Origin of the sequence: Micromonospora auratinigra (assembly GCF_900089595.1) — a bacterium.
GTDB lineage: Bacteria > Actinomycetota > Actinomycetes > Mycobacteriales > Micromonosporaceae > Micromonospora > Micromonospora auratinigra.
This window is the reverse complement of sequence record NZ_LT594323.1, coordinates 5,573,544-5,588,753: the sequence shown is the minus strand read 5'-3', so window position 1 is coordinate 5,588,753 and position 15,210 is coordinate 5,573,544. Positions and strand designations below refer to the sequence as shown.

Annotated in this window: 16 protein-coding genes; 6 read left to right on the top strand and 10 right to left on the bottom strand. The window is 75.5% G+C overall.

The window, feature by feature from the left end; genetic code table 11:
* Window positions 1-48: 48 nt before the first annotated feature.
* Window positions 49-1,083, bottom strand: a complete 1,035-nt coding sequence (locus tag GA0070611_RS25410) for an extracellular catalytic domain type 2 short-chain-length polyhydroxyalkanoate depolymerase (RefSeq protein ID WP_091669430.1) — start codon at window positions 1,081-1,083, stop codon at window positions 49-51.
* A gap of 187 nt (window positions 1,084-1,270) precedes the next feature.
* Here GA0070611_RS25410 and GA0070611_RS25405 point away from each other — a divergent pair, with 187 nt between their 5' ends.
* Both GA0070611_RS25405 and GA0070611_RS25400 read left to right on the top strand, forming a co-directional pair.
* Window positions 1,271-1,711 carry an ATP-binding protein gene (locus GA0070611_RS25405; protein ID WP_091669427.1) on the top strand — a complete coding sequence of 147 codons (441 nt, stop codon included), beginning with the start codon at window positions 1,271-1,273 and terminating at the stop codon, window positions 1,709-1,711.
* Window positions 1,712-1,764: 53 nt separating this feature from the next.
* On the top strand, window positions 1,765-2,994 hold the full coding sequence (locus GA0070611_RS25400; protein ID WP_091669422.1) for a PP2C family protein-serine/threonine phosphatase: 1,230 nt from the start codon (window positions 1,765-1,767) through the stop codon (window positions 2,992-2,994).
* A gap of 39 nt (window positions 2,995-3,033) precedes the next feature.
* On the opposite strand, the gene GA0070611_RS25395 is transcribed toward GA0070611_RS25400, so the two are convergent.
* The 6 genes from GA0070611_RS25395 to GA0070611_RS25370 form a co-directional block, all read right to left on the bottom strand.
* Entirely contained in the window at window positions 3,034-3,825 is a 792-nt protein-coding gene (locus GA0070611_RS25395; protein WP_091669417.1) for an inositol monophosphatase family protein, read from the bottom strand.
* A 16-nt stretch (window positions 3,826-3,841) separates the two neighbouring features.
* Window positions 3,842-4,819, bottom strand: a complete 978-nt coding sequence (locus GA0070611_RS25390; RefSeq protein ID WP_091673426.1) for an aldo/keto reductase — start codon at window positions 4,817-4,819, stop codon at window positions 3,842-3,844.
* A gap of 78 nt (window positions 4,820-4,897) precedes the next feature.
* Window positions 4,898-5,395, bottom strand: a complete 498-nt coding sequence (locus GA0070611_RS25385; protein ID WP_231921217.1) for a DUF2231 domain-containing protein — start codon at window positions 5,393-5,395, stop codon at window positions 4,898-4,900.
* Window positions 5,396-5,477: 82 nt separating this feature from the next.
* Window positions 5,478-6,668, bottom strand: coding sequence for a sensor histidine kinase (locus GA0070611_RS32315; RefSeq protein ID WP_091669409.1), 1,191 nt, complete (start codon window positions 6,666-6,668; stop codon window positions 5,478-5,480).
* A 10-nt stretch (window positions 6,669-6,678) separates the two neighbouring features.
* Window positions 6,679-7,344: a response regulator transcription factor gene (locus tag GA0070611_RS25375; RefSeq protein WP_091669406.1), complete on the bottom strand. Its 666-nt coding sequence runs from the start codon at window positions 7,342-7,344 to the stop codon at window positions 6,679-6,681.
* 64 nt (window positions 7,345-7,408) lie between these two features.
* The gene (locus GA0070611_RS25370; protein ID WP_091673424.1) at window positions 7,409-8,164 is read right to left on the bottom strand and encodes a DUF3152 domain-containing protein; all 756 of its coding nucleotides are present in this window, start codon (window positions 8,162-8,164) and stop codon (window positions 7,409-7,411) included.
* Window positions 8,165-8,445: 281 nt separating this feature from the next.
* Between GA0070611_RS25370 and GA0070611_RS25365 the strand changes: the two genes are divergently transcribed.
* From GA0070611_RS25365 to GA0070611_RS25350, 4 genes are all read left to right on the top strand, one after another.
* Window positions 8,446-9,651 carry a DUF2786 domain-containing protein gene (locus GA0070611_RS25365; RefSeq protein WP_091669404.1) on the top strand — a complete coding sequence of 402 codons (1,206 nt, stop codon included), beginning with the start codon at window positions 8,446-8,448 and terminating at the stop codon, window positions 9,649-9,651.
* 102 nt (window positions 9,652-9,753) lie between these two features.
* Window positions 9,754-10,113 carry a YciI family protein gene (locus GA0070611_RS25360; RefSeq protein ID WP_231921563.1) on the top strand — a complete coding sequence of 120 codons (360 nt, stop codon included), beginning with the start codon at window positions 9,754-9,756 and terminating at the stop codon, window positions 10,111-10,113.
* Window positions 10,110-11,354 carry an RNA polymerase sigma factor gene (locus GA0070611_RS25355; RefSeq protein ID WP_091669398.1) on the top strand — a complete coding sequence of 415 codons (1,245 nt, stop codon included), beginning with the start codon at window positions 10,110-10,112 and terminating at the stop codon, window positions 11,352-11,354. Before GA0070611_RS25360 ends, GA0070611_RS25355 begins: the two co-directional genes overlap by 4 nt.
* Window positions 11,355-11,383: 29 nt before the next feature.
* Window positions 11,384-12,031: a dihydrofolate reductase family protein gene (locus tag GA0070611_RS25350; RefSeq protein WP_091669394.1), complete on the top strand. Its 648-nt coding sequence runs from the start codon at window positions 11,384-11,386 to the stop codon at window positions 12,029-12,031.
* Here GA0070611_RS25350 and GA0070611_RS25345 read toward each other — a convergent pair.
* The 3 genes from GA0070611_RS25345 to GA0070611_RS25335 form a co-directional block, all read right to left on the bottom strand.
* On the bottom strand, window positions 12,009-12,515 hold the full coding sequence (locus GA0070611_RS25345) for a hypothetical protein (RefSeq protein WP_091669389.1): 507 nt from the start codon (window positions 12,513-12,515) through the stop codon (window positions 12,009-12,011). The genes GA0070611_RS25350 and GA0070611_RS25345 overlap by 23 nt on opposite strands.
* A gap of 165 nt (window positions 12,516-12,680) precedes the next feature.
* Window positions 12,681-12,854: a CsbD family protein gene (locus tag GA0070611_RS25340; RefSeq protein ID WP_091669385.1), complete on the bottom strand. Its 174-nt coding sequence runs from the start codon at window positions 12,852-12,854 to the stop codon at window positions 12,681-12,683.
* 99 nt (window positions 12,855-12,953) lie between these two features.
* On the bottom strand, window positions 12,954-15,206 hold the full coding sequence (locus GA0070611_RS25335) for a heavy metal translocating P-type ATPase (RefSeq protein WP_091669381.1): 2,253 nt from the start codon (window positions 15,204-15,206) through the stop codon (window positions 12,954-12,956).
* Between the last annotated feature and the right edge of the window lie 4 nt (window positions 15,207-15,210).

Below are 15,210 nucleotides of genomic sequence, written 5' to 3'. Positions count from 1 at the left end.
CGCAACGGGCCCCCGGCCCGCACCTGGCGGTTCGGGCCGTACGGGTGCTCACCCGTCGAGCCGGCGGACCATGTTCATGATCGTTTCCACCTGGTAGCCGCCCTTGATCGGGTAGTTGGTGGCACCCAGGTAGCCCCACCAGTCCCAGCAGCCGTTCGGGTTCACTCCGGTCGCGACCGCCTGCGGATAGAGCACGATCAGCCGGTTGGTGTCGGCGTACTGGTTGAGGTTGGCCCGGTCCACGAAGGCGGTGCCGACCTTCGCGTACCCCTGGGCACAGCCGTGCAGGGCGACCAGCAGCCGGCAGGAGTCCCCGGCGGCGCAGGCGCTCGGCACGTACGCGAAGCCGCTGGCGTCCATGCTCAGCCCGTTCGCCCAGCCGTTGGTCGCGAAGGCGTCCTGACCGAAGCGGATCAGGGTCCCGCCGAGCGGGCCGGTGTTCGGCGCGGCCACCCCGCCGAGCAGCCGGCCGAGGAAGGCGCCCTGCGGGTCGGTGCCGCAGTCGTTGAGGAAGGGCGAGGCGGTGGCGGTGCACCCGACGGTGCCGTACGGGGTCACCCAGGCGTGCCCCGCCGCGCCGGTCGAGTCGTACCGGACCGAGGCGCCGAAGTCCTGGTAATAGCGGACCAGGTCGTCGGTGACCGATTTCTTCACCGTGCCGTCGCTGCCGCCGTGGTAGACGTACACCGGCTGGCCGGCGAGGTTGCCGGTGCCGTCGACCCAGCCGTACGACGCCCAGCTGCGGGTGTAGCTCTCCAGCGCCGGCAGGTACGTCGGGTAGAGGTTGTCGCCGCAGCCGTAGAGGGCCTGCGCGACGGTGTTCTGCGCGCAGTAGTACGGACCGGCGGCGAAGATCGCCGCACCCCGGATCCGGGCCGAGTACGCGACCTGGAGCTGGGTGGCCAGATAGCCGCCGGAGGAGACACCGGCCACGTAGACGGCGGAGACGTGGTACGTGCCGAGCGGCCCGGCGACCGGGCTCTTCGTGTACGGCGTGCTCGCGGCCCGCGCGGCGACGCCGCCGGGCAGGACCAGGAGCAGGGTCGCGGCGAGGGTGGCGGCGGCTTTCCACGGTGTGCGCATGGGCGTCCTCCCGTCGGAGCGCCGGCGGGACGGCCGGCGGTGCCGGAACGCTAACGTGACATGGACCACAGCCGATATCCGTGCGACCGACACCTCCGTGATCGGGGTGGTGTGGGCGACCCACCACGGTCGAGAAACCGACGGTCCGCCCTGCTTAGCGAACCGCTACGGAGGGTAAAGCGGGATCATGGGACAGCTGCGGACGTCGCCGCCACCGCCACAGGCCACGGAGCTGGAGCAGTGGGTGCTCGACACGCCCGCCGAGCTGCGCGACCTGCGGGCCTCGCTGCGCGCCGCGCTGGAGCGGCACGGCCTGGTCCAGGGCGAGGAACTCGACGAGATCCCGCACCTGGTGGTGCTGGTCGCCACCGAGCTGGCCAGCAACGCGCTGCGGCACGGCCGCCCGCCGACCATCGTCACCCTGCTCGGGGCCGACGACTGCTTCGTCCTCGACGTGGCCGACCACGACGTGAGCAGCGTCCCCGAGCTCAGCGACATCCGGCCGCTGGAGTCGGGCGGGCGCGGCCTGTTCCTGGCCGAGGAGATGTCCCTCGCGGTCGGCTGGTACGCCAGCGCCGACACCAAGAACATCTGGGCATCCTTCCCCCGGAGCAAGCCGGCGCGATGACCCGCCCGGCCCGCCGGCCCGGTGGCGGCGACCCGAGGAAGGTGAGATGACCCATGGGTGAGCGGGAAGCCCTGCACGACCTGCTGCGCCACTCCCACCACGCGCGTCCCGAGGACCTGCCCACCCTGGCCCGGCGGGCCGCCGCCCAGCTCGGCGCGGCCGACATCCTCCTCTACCTGGTCGACCACGAGCAGCGGGAGCTGCTGCCGATGCGCGCCGCGGACTCCCCGCCGCGCGAGGTGCTGAGCGTGGACGGGACGCTCGCCGGACGCGCCTTCAGCCTGGTGAAGCCGATTCCCGGCGAGACGGGCGAGGCCGGTGTGACGACCCGGCTCTGGGTGCCGCTGCTGGACGGGATGGAACGCCTCGGGGTGGCCGAGGTGCTGGCGGCCGAACCGGTGCCACCGGCCCGGGTGCCGGAGTACCAGGCCGCCGCGTCGCTCATCGCCGACCTGCTGGTCACCCGCTCGCTCTACAGCGACACCGTGGAGCGGGTCCGCCGCCGCGCCCCGATGCGGCTGGCCGCCGAGATGCTGCGCGCCCAACTCCCCCCGCTGACCTTCGCCACCGGTGGCCTGGTCATCAGCGGCATCCTGGAGCCGAGCTACGACGTGGGCGGGGACGCCTTCGACTACGCGGTCAACGGCGACACCGCCCACCTCGCCCTCTTCGACGCGGTCGGGCACGGCTCCGCCGGCGGGATGCGCGCGGTCACCCTGGCCAGCCTGGCGCTGGCCGCCTACCGCAACGCCCGCCGGGCCGACTTCGACCTGGTCCGCACGTACCACCACATCGACGACGCGGTACGCGAACACGACCGGCGCGGCCTGATCACCGGCGTGCTGGCCGAACTCGACCAGCGCGACGGCCGGCTCCGGATCATCTCCGCCGGGCATCCCAGCGGGCTGGTGATCCGCCGGGGCAAGGTGGCCACCGTGCTGCCCACGCCCACCGCCCTGCCGGTGACCCTCGGTGACCAGCGTCCCCCGGTGGTGATCGAGGAGGCCCTGGAACCCGGCGACGACGTGCTCTTCTACACCGACGGGATCATCGAGGCGCGGTCCGCCGGCGGCGAGCCGTTCGGCATGGACCGGCTGGTGGACTTCACCGTCCGGGCGCTCGCCGACGGGCTGCCGCTGCCGGAGACCGCCCGCCGGCTGGTGCACGCGATCCTCGCGTACCAGGACGACCGGCTCGCCGACGACGCGACCGTGCTGCTGGTCCGCTGGCTCGGCCCGGGCGGGCCCGGTGCGACGCCGCCCGCCGGCGTGTCGCCGCTCTGAGGCCGACCCGCTCGGCGACGTGCGGCCGGGCGGCCCGGGTCAGGGGCGGCCGGCGAGCATCCCCAGCAGGAGCGCGTGGGTCTCGGCGTCGGCGGCCGCCACCAGGCCGCGGCCGGCCGGACCGAGCGGCGCGCCGTCGAGGCCGGTGACCACGCAGCCGGCGGCCCGGCACAGCGCGATGCCGGCGGCGAAGTGGACGCTCCCGGTGAGGTCACCGCCGTCGGTGACGTATCCGGCCCGCCGGCCGGCGGCGACCCAGGCCAGCGCCAGCGTCGTGGAGCCGACCCGGGGCCGGAACCGGGCGACGAAGTCCGGGTGGGCCAGCAGGTCCACCGCCCGCAGCCGCGGCGCGCTCGGGAAGGGCGGATCCAGGTTGACGTCCACCAGCCGGGTGGCGGCGGTCGGCACCAGCGGCGCGTCGGCACCCTCGTGCCGCACCCGGGCGGTTTCGCCGTCGGTGGCGAAGACCTCGCCGGCGAACGGGTCGGCCACCGCCGCCGCGCCGCCGCGCAGCGCCACGTTGACCGCGACCAGCATGGTGCCGGCGGCATAGTTCAGCGTGCCGCAGAGGGGATCCACCAACCATTCGCGTACGCCGTCCACGGCGCCCTGCCGACCGCCCTCCTCGCCGACCACGTCGTCGGCGGGCCGGCCCGCCCGGAGCACGTCGAGGATCGCCCGCTCGGCCGCCAGATCGGCGGCGGTGGCGAAGTCCCCGTCCCCCTTGTCGACGCGGTCCAGCCGCCGGCCGTACATCCCCCGCACCACATCCGCCCCGGCGAGTGCCGCGGCGGTCGCGACGGCGACGTCGTCCCACCCCGTATCGATCATGACGGAACGGTACGCCCTAGAAGCCCGCCACCGGGTGCGGCACGTACGGCGACTCCAGGGCCGCCACCTCGTCGTCGGTCAACGTCAACTCCAGCGCCGCCACCGCGTCGGTCAGGTGGTGCGGCTTCGTCGCGCCGACGATCGGGGCGGTCACCGCCGGGTTGCGGGCCACCCAGGCCAGCGCCACCTGGGCCCGGGACACCCCCCGCGCCGCCGCGATCCGGGCCACCGCGTCGACCACCGCCCGGTCCGGCTCCTCGGTCCGCGCGTACAGGGTGCGGCCGAACTCGTCGGACCGCGCCCGGTCCGTGCTCTCGCCCCGGTCGCGGGTCAGCCGGCCCCGGGCCAGCGGGCTCCACGGGATCACCGCGACGCCCTGGTCGGCGCAGAGCGGCAGCATCTCCCGCTCCTCCTCGCGGTAGAGCAGGTTGTAGTGGTTCTGCATGGCGACGAAACGGGTCCAGCCGTTGCGCTCGGCCGCCCAGAGCGCCTTGCCGAACTGCCACGCGTACATCGAGGAGGCGCCGAGGTAGCGGACCTTGCCGGCGCGGACCAGGTCGTGCAGCGCCTCCAGGGTCTCCTCGATCGGGGTGCCCGGGTCGAGGCGGTGGATCTGGTAGAGGTCCACGTAGTCGGTGCCGAGCCGGCGCAGGCTCGCGTCGATCTCGCTCATGATGTGCTTGCGGGACAGCCCGCCCCGGTTCGGTCCCTCGCCCATCCGGCCGTGCACCTTCGTCGCGATGACCACGTCGTCGCGGCGGGCGAAGTCCTTCAGCGCCCGGCCGACGATCTCCTCGCTGGTGCCGTCGGAGTAGACGTTCGCGGTGTCGAAGAAGTTGACACCCAGCTCCAGGGCCTGCTTGATGAAGGGGCGGCTCGCCTCCTCCGGCAGCGACCAGGGGTGCGCGCCCCGGCCCGGCTCGCCGTAGCTCATGCAGCCCAGGCAGAGCCGGGACACCTCCAGGCCGGTCCCGCCGAACCTCACGTACTCCATCTGGTCGTCCTCCTCCGCCCGCGCCGCGCGTCCGCCGTCCATCTCACCACCGGCGGGCGCGCGGCGCAGGGCGGCGGATCAGTCGCCGTCGCCCTGGCCGGCGGTCGCCGCCGGGGTGTCCCCCCAGACGGCCTTCGCGCCGGAGTCACCCACCCGGTAGACCTGGACCAGGTTGCCCGCCGCCACCACCACGGCCAGCACCGCGACCACCACTCCCAGCGCACCGGTACGGGCGGTCGTCCCGTCCTCGGCGGTCCGGGTGGCCCGGCGGTGCAGCCAGACCAGCGCGACCGCGGCGACCAGCAGCGGCAACGCGAACCAGAGCAGCGTGTCCCCCAGCTCGGCGTGCCGGCCCGGGTCGCCCACCCGGTGCTCCAGGCTCTCCCCGCTCTGGGTGGCCACCGGGATCGCAGCGGTGGCCAGCGCGGCGATCACCACCACGAGCACGCCGAAGCGCCCCCGCCAGGAGGGTCGGACGGCCAGCGCGACCACGCCGAGCGCGGCCAGCGGCAGGAGGACCACCACGGCGTGCACCACGAGCGGGTGCAGCGGGAGTCCGTTGACGGTGTCGGGCACGATCTCTCCTCGGGAACGGGGGATGTCGCTCTGCGGCCCACAGTGCCCACCGATTCTTGGGAAGTTCTTGCCCGCGCCGCGCTCAGGCCGGGGGCAGGACGAGGGTGAAGGTGGCCCCCCGCCCCTTCGCGCCGGTCACCTCGACGGTGCCCCGGTGCGCGCCGGCCACCTGCTGCACCAGGGCCAGGCCCAGCCCGAACCGCCGACCGGTGCCGGAGCTGCCATGGGCGAACCGGTCGAAGAGCCGGTCCGCCTCGGCCGGATCCAGTCCCACCCCGTCGTCGACCACCTCGGCCACCACCCGACCGGCGCGGTGTCCGACCCGCACCGTCACGTGTCCGTCGGGCGGTACGTGCCCGATCGCGTTGTCCACCAGCGCGGTCACCGCCCGGCGCAGGGCCGTCGGAGCCCCCCGGACCAGCACCGGACCGGGCGCGTCGAGCCGCAGCTCCACCTGCCGCTGCGCCGCGTACGGGGCCATGCTGGCGACCACCTCACGGGCCGTCCCGGCCAGGTCGACCTCGGCCTGCGGCAGGGGCTGGTGCTCGGCCGCCGCCGACACCAGCAGGTCCTCGACCACCTCGCCGAGCGCGCGGGTGTCCGCCACCAGCTGGTCGAGCTGCGCGGTGAGCCGCTCCGGCGGCTGGTCGGCGGCCCGCCGGGCCAGCAGCTGGGCCCGGGTGTGCAGCACGGTGAGGGGGGTGCGCAGTTCGTGCGAGGCGTCGGCGACGAAGCGGCGTTGCAGGGCGAGCGCGGTGGCCAGCGGCGCGACCGCGCGCCGGGCCAGCAGCGTGGCGGCGACCAGCGCGCCGGCCAGGCCGGCCAGCTCGGCCGCGAGTAGGGCGAGCCCGAGCTGGCCCTGCCGGCGGCGCAGCGGCGCCAGGTCGGCGGCGACCGCCCAGCGGCTGCCGTCCGCACGCCGGGCCACCACCACCCGGACCGGCCGGTCGTCGCCGGCGTCGGTGTCGTACCGGCCGGAGCGGCGGGCGACCGCCTCGTCGAGGACGCGGACCAGCCCCGGCGGGGCGCCGGGGGTCACCTCGACCGGCCCGGCGTCGGGTTGCCGCCGGGCGAGGAACTGGCCGGGCGGAGGATCGTCCACGTCCTCGGCCATCGCCAGCACCCGGCCGAGCTCGCTGTTCAACGCCCGGGACTCCTCCCGGCTGGTCAGCGCGTACATCAACGCGCCGACGAGCACCAGGACCAGCCCGATCGCCGCGGCGGTCTGGGCCACGCTGCGCCGCCGGGCACGCGTCAGCCGGGCCTCGTCCACCCCGCCCGCCTCAGCCCGGCCCGAGCCGGTAACCGAGCCCGTGCACCGTACGGACGGCGTCCCGGCCCAGCTTGCGGCGCAGGTGGTGGACGCAGGCGTCGACGGTGCCCGGGGCGTCGGCGTGATCGAAGGCGGCGCTGAGCAGCTCGGCCCGGGTGAACACCTTCGTCGGGCGGCCGGCGAGGGCGTGCAGCACGGCGAACTCGCGGGCCGAGAGCGGGATCTCCTCGGGGCCGTCGAGCACCCGCCGGTTGTCCACGTCCAGCCGACGGCGACCCAGCGGCAGCCAGTCGGCGGTCTCCGGGTGCCGTCGGCGCAGCGCCCGCAGCCGGGCCAGCAGTTCCGCCACCTCGAAGGGCTTGACCAGGTAGTCCTCGGCGCCCGCGTCGAGCCCCGCCACCCGGTCGTCGACCGAGCCGCGGGCGGTCAGCAGCAGCACCGGGCAGGTCACGCCCCGGGCCCGCAGCCGGCTGACCAGCGTCAGCCCGTCCAGCGCCGGCAGCCCCCGGTCGATCACCATGACCTGGTAGTCGCGGGTGAGCGCGTGGTGCAGCCCGCTGTGCCCGTCGCCGGCCACGTCGACCTCGTACCCCTCGTCGGCGAGGAGGTCCATGAGCAGGCCGGTGAGGGCACGGTCGTCCTCGACCAGCAGCAGGCGGGGCCGGGCACTCTCCACCCGCCCAGTATCCCCACCTCCTCCCCGGCCTCCCGTCGGACGGGCCCGGGGACCGGTGGGCGGGTCAGTCGTCGGCGGGGACGGGGTCGTCGTACTGGCCGGTGGGGCCGGTGAGCAGGTCGCCGTCGACCTGCGGCCACGGGTTGGCGGTGCAGCCGTGCAGGCCCAGGGTCTGCTGGAGCATCACCGGGGCGGGACCGCCGGCCCGGGGGCAGAGCTGGTGGCCCTGGCCGAGCCGGTGCCCGACCTCGTGGTTGAGCAGGTACTGCCGGTACGCGCCGAGGTCCGGGAAGTGCGGCACCCCGTGCACCCAGCGGGCCACGTTGACCACCACCTGGTCACCGTTGCGGCAGGAGGTGTAGTGGTCGGTGGGGTCGGCGCAGAGCCGGCCCCGGGTCACCGGGGTGGTCAGCAGCACGGTGAAGTCGGCGGGGTCGTCCCGGCCGACCCGTTGCAGCCGCCACCGGCCGCCGCCGGTCCAGCCGCGCGGGTCGGCCAGGATCACCGCCACCTCGCGGGCGAACCGTTCCACGTCGACGTTCCCGATGCCCTGCTCCACCGCCACCCGGTAGCGGAGCAGCGGGCCGGCGTTCCCGGCCACCGCCCCGAGCGCGGTGGCGGTGCGGAAGGTGCCCGTACCCCGGGCCGGGTAGCTGATCCCCGGCGTGACCCGGCCGGCCGCCGGGACGGGCCGGGGCGGGACGGGCGTGGGGTGCGCGGTGGTGGGCCGGGCACCGGCCGCAGGTGCGGTCGGGGGCAGGCCACGCCGGGCCGCGTACGCGCCGCCGGCGGCCAGGCCGACCGCCACCACCAGTGCCAGCAGGGTCACCGTGCCGGCGCGGGACGCCCGCCGCCGGTGCAGACCCCGGTCCCGCCCGCCTCGCCCGCCCACGTCGCTCTCCGTCCGCCGCCCGTCGGGTCCCCCGAGAGGTACGGACGCCGGGCCCCCGCGGTTGAACGGTGACCGCACTCACCGGCAGCCGGCCCCCGCCCGCCGGTACCGTCAGGGCGGGCCCGGAGCGGCGCGCGGGCGACGCGCACCACCCCCACCCAGCGGATCCGGCCGGACCCGGGGACACCGAACAGTGAGGAGACCGCGCCGTGTCGGACGCCGAACGGCTGCTCGCCGACGCCCTCGGGGCGGCCCGGGGCAGCGACGTCCGGGAGGCGGAGCGGGCCCTGGACCGGCTGGTGGTCGGCGACCCGCCGACCGTGGACGCGGCACTGCTCGCCCGCCTGGTCCGGGCCGTCGGGCGGCTCTGGCCGCGCGGCTGGCAGCCGGTCGACGTGACCCGCCTCGCGACCCGCCGGCTCACGCCCCGGGGGGCGCGGCTGCTGCGCGACGCGCTGGCCGCCCAGCGCCGCGCGCAGGCCGGCCCCGTCCCCGCCTGGTTCGACGACCAGCTCGCCGAGCTGAGTGCCGCCTGGGACACCGACCTGGGCTGGCTGGACCGCCGGGCCGACGGGGACCGGATCAGCGCGCTGCGCGACGCGGTGGACGCGCTCGTCCTGGTCGAAGGGCTGCCGCCGATCGCCCCGCTCCGCCCGCCGCCGGGCGCCCCGGCCGCCGCGGCGCCCGTCAAGGCCCCGTCGGGCGCCTCGCGGATGCTGGACCGGGTCCGGGCGCTGCTGGCCAAGGCCGAGTCCACCACCTTCCCGGCGGAGGCCGAGGCGCTGACCGGGAAGGCCCAGGAGCTGATGGCCCGGCACAGCCTCGACGCGGCGCTGCTCGACGCGACCGCCGAGCGACCCGACCGGCCCGGTGGCGTCCGGCTCGGCACCGACGCCCCGTACGCCGGGGCGAAGGCGCTGCTGATCCAGGAGGTCGCGGCGGCGAACCGGTGCGAGGCGGTCTGGTCCGACGACCTCGGCTTCACCACCGTGCTCGGCTTCCCGGCCGACCTGGCGGCGGTGGAGCTGCTGCACACCTCGCTGCTGGTGCAGGCGACCGCCGCGATGCTGCGCGGTCGGGCCGAACGCGGCAAGGGCAGCAGCCGGCGCACCAAGGGCTACGACGAGTCCTTCCTGAACGCGTTCGCGCTGCGGATCGGGGAGCGGCTGCGGGCGGCCACCGCGGCGACCGACCGGGCGGCGGCCCGGGAACGGGACGACGACCGGCTGCTGCCGGTGCTCGCGGCCCGCTCGGACGCGGTCCGGGAACGCCTCGACCAGCTCTTCCCCGGGGTGACCCGGCACCGCCTCCAGGTCCGTGACGCCGAGGGCTGGACGTCGGGCACCTCGGCCGCCGACGCCGCCTCGCTCGACGTCGGCCGGCCGACGCGCCGCGCGGTACGTCCCGGTCGCTGACCTTTTCCGGGGAGGATGTCGGATCGGTCGTCCCCGCTCCGACCCGTCAGCGAGAGGCGCCACCGCCGGTGGCCCGTACCCGAGGAGTGCACCGTGAAGTACATGCTGCTGATCTGGAACCGGCCCGGCTTCGTCGAGGAGCTGTCCGAGGCGGACCGGAACGCCATCTTCGGCGAGGTCGACGAGATCATGAAGGCGCTCACCGAGTCCGGGGAACTGCTCGGCGGCGAGGCGCTGGCCGACCCGTCGCAGACCCGGACGGTCCGGCACTCGGCCGGCGGCGCGGAGATCACCGACGGGCCGTTCATGGAGAGCAAGGAGCAGTTCGCCGGCTACCTGATGGTCGACTGCGAGACCCCGGAGCGGGCCGCCGAGATCGCCGCGAGCTGGCCGGACGTCCGGCACGGCGTCGGGGTGCTGGAGGTCCGCCCACTGATGCACCAGGCCGGGACGGAGATGTGACGACGCCGGCCGTCGAGGAGCTGCTGCGTACCCTCGCGCCGCAGGTCCTCGGCGTGCTGGTGCGCCGGCACGGGCAGTTCTACGCCTGCGAGGACGCCGTCCAGGAGGCGCTGCTCGCCGCCGCGACGCAGTGGCCGGCGCAGGGCGTCCCGGACCGGCCCCGGGCCTGGCTGGTGACGGTGGCGACCCGCCGGCTGACCGACGAGTGGCGCAGCGAGCGGGCCCGCCGGGACCGGGAGGTGGCGGTCGCGGTCCGGGAGCCGGCGTACGCGGCGGTCGCGCCGGCCGCCGACGAGGTCGCGCCCGCCGAGGACGACACCCTGAAGCTGCTCTTCCTCTGCTGCCATCCGGCGCTGACCGTGCCCGCCCAGGTGGCGCTCACCCTGCGCGCGGTGGGCGGGCTGGGGACGGCCGAGATCGCCCGCGCGTACCTGGTGCCGGAGCCGACGATGAGCCAGCGGATCCGCCGCGCGAAGCAGCGGATCGAGGCGACCGGGGCCCGGTTCACGCTCCCCTCGGCCGCCGACCGGGACGAGCGGCTGCGGGCCGTGCTGCACGTGCTCTACCTGGTCTTCAACGAGGGGTACACCGCCTCCAGCGGCGGCACGCTGCACCGCGGCGAGCTGACCGGCGAGGCGATCCGGCTGACCCGGGAGCTGCACCGGCTGCTGCCGGACGACGGCGAGGTCGCCGGCCTGCTGGCGCTGATGCTGCTCACCGACGCGCACCGGGAGGCCCGCACCGGCCCGACCGGCGACCTGGTGCCGCTGGCCGAGCAGGACCGGACGCGCTGGGACCGGGCCCAGATCGAGGAGGGCACGGCGTTGGTGACGGCGGCGCTGACCTGGTCGCCGCCCGGCCCGTACCAGGTGCAGGCGGCGATCGCGGCGGTGCACGCCGAGGCCCCGTCGGCGGCGGCGACCGACTGGCCCCAGATCGTCGCGTTGTACCGGCTGCTGGCCCGGCTCGCGCCGAACCCGATGGTCACCCTCAACCAGGCCGCCGCGGTGGCCATGGTGGACGGCCCCCGGGCCGGGCTGGCCCTGCTGGCCACGCTGGACGCCGACGAGCGCACCGCCGGGCACCACCGGCTCGCCGCGGTCCGCGCACACCTGCTGGAGCTGGCCGGGGAGCCGGACGCGGCACGCGCGGGGTACCTGGCCGCCGCACGCGCCACCACGAGCCTGCCGGAACGGCGTTACCTGGAGGTACGCGCCGCCCGGCTGGCCGGCGACCGATGAGTCGACCCGCCCGGCACGGTCCACCGGACATGACTGAGGTGATCGGGCAGCTGTCGGTGTCGCTGGACGGGTACGTCGCGGCGCCCGGGCAGAGCAGGGCGGATCCGCTGGGCCGGGGCGGCCTGCGGCTGCACGAGTGGCTCTTCGCGGCCGAGCGCCGGCGGGAGCGGCCGGACCGGCCGGCCGGGGAGCGGGACGTGGACGCCGAGGTGGCGGCCGAGATGATGGCCGGCGTCGGGGCGTACGTGATGGGGCGGCGGATGTTCGGCGGCGGCGAGGGCGGGTGGGACCTCGACTGGACCGGCTGGTGGGGCGAGGACCCGCCGTGGCACGTCCCGGTCTTCGTGCTGACCCACCACCCGCGCGCGTCGCTGCCGATGAAGGGCGGCACCGAGTACCACTTCGTCACCGAGGGCGTCGAGGTGGCGCTGGAGCGGGCCCGGGCGGTGGCGGGTGACCTGAAGGTCTCCGTCGCGGGCGGGGCGAGTGCCGTCCGGCAGTGCCTGGCCGCCGGGCTGCTCGACACCCTGTGGCTGCACGTGGTGCCGATCGTCCTCGGCGGCGGTACGCCCCTCTTCGACGGCCCGTTGGACGTCACGCTGGAGCCGGTGCGGGTGCTGCCCGCACCGACCGTCACGCACGTGCGGTACCGGGTCAGACCCGGCAGTCCGCGCTGAGCTTCGCGGGGATCGTCACGAAGGTCGAGCTGAGCCACTTGACCGGGGTGGCCGACTTCGCGCCGGCGTCGATCTGCTTCGCGGTGTCGCCGACCAGCTTCTTGATCTCCGGGTCCTCGGCCTTGGCGGCCTGCCCGCGTACGTCGTCGGCCAGGTCGGCGAGGTCGGTCTTGACCTGCGCGTTGACCTCCTCGGGGGTGAGCTGCTTGCGGGTCGCCTCGGTCGCGTCGGCGGAGATCTCCCGACTCTTGCTGATGATCAACTTGTCCACGGTGGCGCAGACCTCGGCGGTGTTCGCGGCGGTCACCGGCGAGGGGGCGGCGGTGGGCGGCGGCGCGGCCTCGGTGCTCGGCGCGGCGGTCGGCGCCGAGCTCGGGCTGCCGCCCGGGGCGGCGGCCCGGTCGTCCCCGTCGGACTGGCAGGCGCCGAGCAGCGCCGTCATGGTGACCAGGGCGGCGGCGCGGATCGCGGTGCTACCGGACATCGTTCTCCCCGTGCGGTCGTCGGCCGTCGGTCACGGCCGGTGGTCGGCTTCCAGCGGCGTCGGTACGAGTGTGCCGCCCCCGGCGGCGGGCGCGCCGGACTCCCGGTCCGCGCGCAACACGCCGGGCCGGCATGCTGCCGGCCCGGCGGAGTGTAGCGACGTACGTCAGCTCTTGAAGGCGTCCTTGATCTTCTCGCCGGCCTGCTTGATGTTGGCGCTGGCCTGGTCGTTGCGGCCCTCGGCCTCGAGGCGCTCGTTGTCGGTCGCCCGGCCGACGCCCTCCTTGACCTTGCCGGCGGTGTTCTCGGTCGCGTTACCGATCTTCTCGTCGAAACCCATCAGAACCTCCACTCAAGCAGTTTTTCCGATGATTTGGAGGTACCCCGCCGGTCGGCGGCTCAACCCACCGATTTCACTCAGGGTCAACACAGCGATCCGTCAGCCGAGCGGGCGGAAGCGCCGCAGCCGCAGACTGTTGGCCACCACGAAGACCGAGGAGAAGGCCATCGCGGCCCCGGCGATCATCGGGTTGAGCAGGCCGGCGGCGGCCAGCGGCAGGGCCGCCACGTTGTACGCGAAGGCCCAGAACAGGTTCCCCTTGATGATCCGCAGGGTGCGCCGGGACAGTCGGATCGCGTCCACCGCCGCCATCAGGTCGCCCCGGACCAGGGTCAGGTCGGACGCCTCGATCGCCACGTCGGTGCCGGTGCCCATGGCCAGCCCCAGGTCGGCCCGGGCCAGTGCGGGGGCGTCGTTGATCCCGTCGCCGACCATGGCGACCGTCCGCCCCTCGGCCTGGAGCCGCTCGACCACCGCGACCTTGTCGGCCGGCAGCACCTCGGCGATCACCCGGTCGATGCCGACCTCGGCGGCCACCGCCTGCGCGACGGTCGTGTTGTCGCCGGTCAGCAGCACCGGGGTCAGTCCCAGCTCGCGCAGCCGGGCGACGGCGGCGGCGCTGGTCGGCTTGACCACGTCGGCCACCGCGAGCACGCCCCGGGCCCGGCCGTCCCAGCCGGCCAGGACCGCCGTCCGCCCGGCCCGCTCCGCGTCGGTCGCCGCCCGCACGACCTCCTCGGGTACGTCGAGACCCCGCTCGCGCAGCAGCCGGAGCCGCCCGACCACCAGGTCGCGGCCGTCGACCGACCCGGTCACGCCGAGCCCTTCGGTGTTCGCGAAGCCGGTGACCGGGGGCAGCGGACCGGCCTCGGCCGCGCCGGCGGCGATCGCCCGGGCGATCGGGTGCTCACTGGCCGCCTCCAGCGCGCCGGCCAGCCGGAGCAGCTCGTCGGCGTCCTGACCGGGGGCCGGGTGCACGCCGACCAGGGTCATCCGGCCGGTGGTGACGGTGCCCGTCTTGTCCAGCACCACGGTGTCGACCTGCCGGGTCGACTCCAGCACCTCCGGGCCCTTGATCAGGATCCCGAGCTGGGCGCCCCGCCCCGTGCCGACCAGCAGCGCGGTCGGGGTGGCCAGGCCGAGGGCACAGGGGCAGGCGATGATCAGTACGGCCACCGCGGCGGTGAACGCGGCGGTCGGTCCGGCCCCGGTGCCGAGCCACCAGCCCAGGGTGCCGACGGCCAGGGCGATCACGATCGGCACGAAGACCCCGGAGATCCGGTCGGCGAGCCGCTGCACGGCCGCCTTGCCGGTCTGCGCCGCCTCCACCAGCTTCGCCATCTGGGCGAGCTGGGTGTCCCCGCCGACCCGGGTGGCCCGGACGACCAGCCGGCCGCCGGCGTTGACGGTGGCCCCGACCACGGTGTCGCCCGGCCCGACCTCGACCGGCACCGACTCGCCGGTGAGCATGCTGGCGTCGACGGCCGAGGTGCCGTCCTCGACCACCCCGTCGGTGGCGACCTTCTCGCCGGGACGGACCACGAACCGATCCCCCACCACGAGCTGGTCCACCGGGATCCGGGTCTCCCGGCCGCCGCGCAGCACCGCGACCTCCTTGGCGCCCAGCTCCAGCAGGGCGCGCAGCGCGGCGCCGGCGGTGCGCTTGGAGCGGGCCTCGAAGTAGCGGCCGGCGAGGATGAAGACGGTCACCCCGGCGGCCGCCTCCAGGTAGATGTTGCCGGCGCCGTCGGTGCGGGTGATGTCGAACCGGAACGGGTGCGTCATCCCGGGCATCCCGGCGTCGCCGAGGAAGAGCGCCCAGAGCGACCAGCCGAACGCGGCGAGGGTGCCGAGCGACACCAGGGTGTCCATGGTGGCCGCGCCGTGCCGCAGGTTGATCCAGGCGGCCCGGTGGAACGGCAGCCCGCCGTAGACCACCACCGGGGCGGCCAGCGTCAGCGACGCCCACTGCCAGTGATCGAACTGCCAGGCCGGCACCATGGCCAGCAGGATCACCGGCACGGCCAGCGCCACCGACACCCACAGCCGGGTACGCAGCCCGCGCAGCTCGTCGACCGGCTCGGCGGTCGCCTCGGCCGCCTGCGCGGGCGGGGGCGGGACGACCGCCGTGTAGCCGGTCTTCTCCACGGTCGCGATCAGGTCGGCCGGGGTGACCTCGTCGGCGTACCGGACGCTGGCCTTCTCGGTGGCGTAGTTGACGGTCGCCTCGACGCCGTCCATCCGGTTGAGCTTCTTCTCGATCCGGGCGGCGCAGGAGGCGCAGGTCATGCCGCCGATCGCGAGTTCGATCGTGTTCGGCGCGACCGGCAGGGACTTGGCGGTCGAGGTCATCGCG